The organism is Azospirillum sp. B506 (assembly GCF_000333595.1).
Classification (GTDB): Bacteria; Pseudomonadota; Alphaproteobacteria; order Azospirillales; family Azospirillaceae; genus Azospirillum.
The window spans coordinates 1-5,433 of the sequence record NZ_BADK01000874.1 but is presented as its reverse complement, the minus strand read 5'-3'; the positions used below and the strand labels follow the sequence as shown (position 1 = coordinate 5,433).

Annotated in this window: 5 protein-coding genes and 1 pseudogene; 3 read left to right on the top strand and 3 right to left on the bottom strand. The window is 70.4% G+C overall.

Annotated features, from left to right (window positions below; translation table 11 throughout):
• A partial coding sequence (locus I71_RS26965) for an aldehyde dehydrogenase family protein (RefSeq protein WP_042701224.1) occupies positions 1–868 on the top strand: 868 nt, incomplete at its 5' end.
• Between the two features lie 93 nt (positions 869–961).
• On the opposite strand, the gene I71_RS26960 is transcribed toward I71_RS26965, so the two are convergent.
• The 3 genes from I71_RS26960 to I71_RS26950 all read right to left on the bottom strand — a co-directional run bounded on the left by I71_RS26960 (position 962) and on the right by I71_RS26950 (position 3,025).
• Positions 962–1,795, bottom strand: a complete 834-nt coding sequence (locus I71_RS26960; protein WP_042701222.1) for an anti-sigma factor — start codon at positions 1,793–1,795, stop codon at positions 962–964.
• The gene (locus I71_RS26955; protein ID WP_199902269.1) at positions 1,792–2,265 is read right to left on the bottom strand and encodes an RNA polymerase sigma factor; all 474 of its coding nucleotides are present in this window, start codon (positions 2,263–2,265) and stop codon (positions 1,792–1,794) included. The genes I71_RS26960 and I71_RS26955 overlap by 4 nt, the downstream gene beginning before the upstream one ends.
• 106 nt (positions 2,266–2,371) lie before the next feature.
• A complete protein-coding gene (locus tag I71_RS26950) occupies positions 2,372–3,025 on the bottom strand; it encodes a hypothetical protein (protein WP_199902268.1) in 654 nt (217 codons plus the stop codon).
• A 198-nt stretch (positions 3,026–3,223) separates the two neighbouring features.
• On the opposite strand from I71_RS26950, the gene I71_RS26945 reads away from it, so the two are divergent.
• Together I71_RS26945 and I71_RS26935 are read left to right on the top strand one after the other, a co-directional pair.
• Positions 3,224–4,843, top strand: coding sequence for an isoprenylcysteine carboxylmethyltransferase family protein (locus I71_RS26945; RefSeq protein WP_199902267.1), 1,620 nt, complete (start codon positions 3,224–3,226; stop codon positions 4,841–4,843).
• Positions 4,844–5,088: 245 nt separating this feature from the next.
• Positions 5,089–5,433 (top strand): annotated as a pseudogene (locus I71_RS26935) (F0F1 ATP synthase subunit beta); the annotation flags it as partial.

The following is a 5,433-nucleotide window of genomic DNA, read 5'->3' as shown; positions in this document are numbered from 1 at the left end:
TGAGATCGGCGAGGCGCTGGTCGCCCCTCCCGGCTTCCCCATCGTCTCGGCCACCGGCTCCACCCGCATGGGCCGCGAAGTCTCCAAGGTGGTGGCGGAGCGTTTCGGCCGCTCGATCCTGGAGCTGGGCGGCAACAACGCCATGATCGTGGCGCCGTCCGCCGACCTCGACATGGCGCTGCGCGCCATCCTGTTCTCCGCCGTCGGCACCTGCGGCCAGCGCTGCACCACGCTGCGCCGGCTGATCGTCCACCGCTCGGTCAAGGAGCAGCTGCTGCCGCGCCTGAAGGCGGCCTATGCCTCGGTTCCGATCGGCAGCCCGCTGGAGTCCGGCATCCTGATGGGTCCGCTGGTCGATGCCGACGCCTTCAAGGCGATGCAGCGCGCCCTGGAGGCCGCCAAGGCCGAGGGCGGCACGGTGACGGGCGGCGAGCGCACGCTGACCGACCGCTTCCCCGACGCCTACTATGTCACCCCGGCCATCGTCGAGATGCCGGCCCAGACCGAGGTGGTGCGGCACGAGACCTTCGCGCCGATCCTCTATGTCCTGACCTACGACACGCTGGACGAGGCCATCGCGCTGCAGAACGCGGTGCCGCAGGGTCTGTCCTCCTGCATCTTCTCCACCGACCTGCGTGAGACGGAGCGCTTCCTGTCGGCCGCCGGGTCCGACTGCGGCATCGCCAACGTCAACATCGGCCCCAGCGGTGCCGAAATCGGCGGCGCCTTCGGCGGCGAGAAGGAGACCGGCGGCGGCCGCGAGTCCGGGTCGGATTCCTGGAAGGCCTACATGCGCCGCCAGACCGCGACGGTGAACTACTCCTCCGCGCTGCCGCTCGCCCAGGGCATCAAGTTCGAGATCGGCTGAAGGCTAATGGGCTAAGGGCTTATGGGCTGAGGCTTTTCCGGCCGGGACGGCGCCGCCATCGGCGAGCCTGTCCCGGCCGGATCGGCAAGCGTCTCAGATCGCCAGCCGCCCGCGGACCGCTTCGGCCTTGGCCGTCAGCTCCTGGGGCGGCAACCGGCCGATCAGCAGGGCGGCATGGTCCGGCCCGGTCCAATAGGCGATGGACAGCCCGCCGCGCCTGTCCTGCTCCACCCCGCGCACGGTGCCGGGACGGCGCAGGATGCAGAGTGCCAGCGGACCGCTGCGCGGATCGAGATAGGTGATCTGGGCCAGCGGCATGTCGTCGTAGGACAGAATTTGCGCCCGGCGGAATTCCGCCCCGGCGACCTCGACCGCCTCCGGCGTCAGGGCCAGGTTGAGCGGCCGGTTCAGGGCGGCGAGCTGTGCCGCCTGGACGTCGCGGCCGGGCGTGGACCCGCCGACCGTTTCCCGCGTGTACAACCCCATATATTGCGCGACCACGCCATGCCAGTGGCGCTCCCGGTCCGGTCCGCCGTCATCGTCGGCCAGATCGTCGCTGTCGCCGGCTCCAAGCAGCCGGACCAGCATCCGGTCCCCCAGCACACCCGCCGCCACCGATGCGGCGATGGCGCCGAACAGGCGGCGGCGGGCCAACGGAACGACCGCGTTGGCGGCAACCGGCGGCACGGACATCCCGTCGAGCATCCGTTGCAGATCGGCCGTCGGAGCGGCGTCCAGCAAGGGCTGGAAAGCCTCGCCGAAGGGCAGGCTGGCGCGGGAAAGATGCTCCACCCGTGCGGCCACCGCCGGATCGCGCTCCATCAGGTCGAGCAGGCGGGTGCGATGCTCCTCCTCCAGTTCGCCGTCGATGAAGGCGGTCAGTTCCTCGTCGGAGGGCATCGGGGACTGGTCGCTCTCTCCGGTCATCGTGCTGCTCCGTCGCTCATCCTGTCCGCCAGCTTTGCCCGCGCCGCCGCCAGACGGCTCATCACCGTTCCGACCGGCACGTCGAGAACCGCCGCAACCTCGCGGTAGGTCAGGCCTTCCACATAGGCGAGGAACACCGCCGCCCGCTGGGCTTCCGGCAGGTCGCCGACCAGCCGCATCACCTGCCCGGCCAGCACCTTCGCCTCGGCCTCGCGCGCGCCGTCGACTTCCAGGCTCGTCTCCGCCTCGACGGTTCCCTGGCCGAAGCGGACCCGCCGCGCCCGAACCTCGTTCAGCCAGACCGAATTCAGGATGGCGAACAGCCAATGGTCGATGCGGGAACCGGGCTGGAACTGGCCATGCCGCTCCAAAGCCCGCAGGCAGGTCTGCTGCACCAGATCGTCCGCCCAGTCGCGCTGGCGCGACAGGACAAAGCCATAGCGCCAAAGGCGCGGCAAGGTGACGGACAAGCCGCGCCTGACTTCCGCTTCGCTGGCGATCTCACCGCTCCCTCGCATGGCGTCCGGGCCGATCCGCTCCTTTTGGCACTGTACCGGCCCCGCCCAACCATATGCCTCACAGCCGCTCTCGACGATAGCCATCATCCGCCTTCCCGGTGACTGGACAAGACGGCGGGAGAGCCTCCCGCATGGGATGGAAGGCGCTCCCGCCGGTGGCGTCAGCCCCTGGCCGGCGCGGCGATGGCCTCTTCCAGGTCGCGGTACTCCTCGCATCCGGTGCCGCAGATCGAACGGATCGCCGCCAGCTGCTCCCGCGCCAGATCGGAGCGTCCCTTGAGCATGTAGGCTTCCCCGAGATATTCCCGGACCTTGACATAGGACGGGTCGGCCGCCACCATACTTCAGGTAATAGCCGATGCCCTCGTCGTACGCGGCCCAGCTTGCGGGTGGCGTAGCCGCGATAGTTCAGCACAACCGGACTGTCCTGGTTGCGCGCCGTCGCGAGGATGTCCAGCGCCTCCTGATAGCGCTCCGCCTTCGCCAGCGAATAGGCATAGTCGGCGATGTTGTCATCGCTGAGGTTGGCGCCGCTCTGCTTCACGCATTGCCTGGTCTTCTTGTCATAGACCTCGCCCGGCTTGCAGGTCGGGGTGGTATCGTCGCCCATGGCGCGGGCGGAGACTGGAACCAGCAGGCCGGTGCCGAGAAGGGTGGCGCACAGCAGACCGGCAAGGACGCTGCTTCCAGCCTTGGAACGAGTGCTCTTCATGACGTCTCCTGGAATTCGATGGGTAACGGTTCGGCCATATCGCGGCGCTGGCGGACAACACCCCACCCCCGGCGGCTATTCGGTCGCATATCGATTTTTTCGACCCCGTCGCGGCACCGAATAGATGGCCCTGCCGGCGTGTTCCCCACCCGCCGCGCCGCCAGCATCCCGCTTGCGGCCCCCGAATGGAGCCGCCCCTTGTTCCCACCCGTGGCTTTGCTTGGCTTGGGCCTCGGCCTGCCGCCCCATGTCCTGTCCCAGGAGGAGGCCGCCCTCCTCACCACCCGTATCTTCGGCGACCGACTTGCCGGCTTCCCCCAGTTCGAACGGGTCTTCGCCAACACCGGCATCGCCCGGCGTCACTGCGCCCGGCCGGCTGACTGGTATGCCGCCCCCCATGGCTGGAGCGACCGCATGGCCGCCTACCGGCAGGCGGCCGAGGCCCTGTTCGTCCAGGCGGCGACCGCGGCCCTGGCGGATGCCGGCGTCGATCCCGCGGAGGTCGATTGCGTGGTCGTCTCCTCCTCCTCCGGCTTCGCGGTGCCGAGCCTGGACGCGCAGCTGGCCGAAGCCATGGGCCTCCGGCCGGACATCGAGCGGTTGCCGCTGTTCGGTCTCGGCTGCGCCGGCGGCGTGGCGGGGCTGGCAACCGCCGCGCGGCTGGCGGCGGCGACACCCGGCCGCACCGTGCTGTTCGTGACCATGGAGCTGTGCAGCCTCGCCTTCCGGCAGGATGACGGCAGCCGCGCCAATCTGGTGGCGACCGCCCTGTTCGGCGACGGCGCCGCCGCCTGCGTCCTGCGCGGCGGTGCGGAGGAGCGCGCCTTCGCCGTCATCGACGGTGCTGGCCAGCATCTGTTTCCGCGGGCGCAGGACATCATGGGCTGGCGCATCGACGACGGCGGCTTCGGCATCGTCCTGTCAGCGGCGCTGCCGCAATTCCTGCAGGCCCACCTGCGCCCCGCCCTGTCCCGGCTGCTTGTCCAATGCGGCGCGGAGGAGGAGCGGATCGGCCGCTTCATCTGCCATCCCGGCGGCACCCGCGTGCTGGCGGCGCTGGAGGAGGTGCTGCGGCTGGAGACCGGCAGCCTCGACCATGAACGGGCGGTGCTGGCCGACCACGGCAACATGTCCGCCCCCACCGTGCTGTTCGTGCTCGACCGCGCGCGCCGGGCGGGCTTGCCGGACCGCGCGGCGCTGACTGGCGCTCGGCCCCGGGTTTGCCGCCAACCTGATCAGGATGCGGCGGGGGGTACGGTGACGGCTCCGATCGTAGTCAAGCTGCTGGCGACGGCCCAGCGCCTCAGCGAACTGGTCATCGACCGGCGCAACCGGGCCGCGCTGCTGGCCCAAGGTGCCCGGGAACATGGGCGCGGCCATTATCCGTGGATGGTGCTGCTGCATGTCGGGTGGCTGGCCGGTCTCTGGAGCGTCGCCCTGGGAGGCGCATCGGGGCCTCCGGGGAGCGTGCCCGTCGAGCCGGTCTGGCTGGCGGTCCTGCTCGTCATGCAGGCGCTCCGCCTGTGGGTGCAGGCGACGCTGGGACGACGCTGGACCACCCGGATCGTCGTGCCCGACGGGGTGCCGCCGGTCCGCACCGGCCCCTACCGCTTCACCGACCATCCCAACTATCTGGCGGTCGCGGTGGAGATCGCCGCTCTTCCGCTCGCCTTCGGCATGGCCGGCTACGCCATCGTCTTTTCGATCCTGAATGCGGCGATGCTGGCCGTGCGCATCCGGGCGGAGGACCGGGCGCTCGGCCGACGGCAGGGACCGTCCCCCGCTCCGGTCAGGACAATTCCTGGGGACAGGGTTTGATTTGACGCAATGCAGCGAAGGGTGGATCGGGTCTATCGTCGGATCCGGTGGTCGAACTGGTTGACGTGTTGCCCTCCACCCCCGATGGCGCCGCCTCGATCGGAGATATCCGCAAAGGCATTCCGGCGCCCCCTTCCCCACCCGGCGGGAAAGGGCCGGAGGCGTTTCCAGTCCCGGCGATGCGGCGAAGCCCACCGCCCTGAAGGCCCACCGCCCTGCACGGTTGCCAACCGGCTGGAGTGAGCATGTCCGCGCCATCGCCCGTCCCTCATCCGCCGTCCCCCTCTCCCACCCCCGCCATGTCCGGCGATGGGCGGGTGATCGCCGTCCGTGGGTCCGTCATCGACCTCCGCTTTGCCGAAGCGTCCCTGCCGCCGCTGTTCGAGGCGGTGGAAATCCTGTGGGACGGCCCTGAGCGGCTGATGGCCGAGGTGCAGAGCCACCTCGACGCCCGCACCGCCCGCGCCATCGCGCTGCAGGGCACCTCCGGGCTGCGGCGCGGCACGCCGGCCCGCCCCACCGGCAGGCCGCTGACCGCCCCGGTGGGCGAGGCGGTGCTGGGCCGGCTGCTCGACGTCATGGGTCTGGCG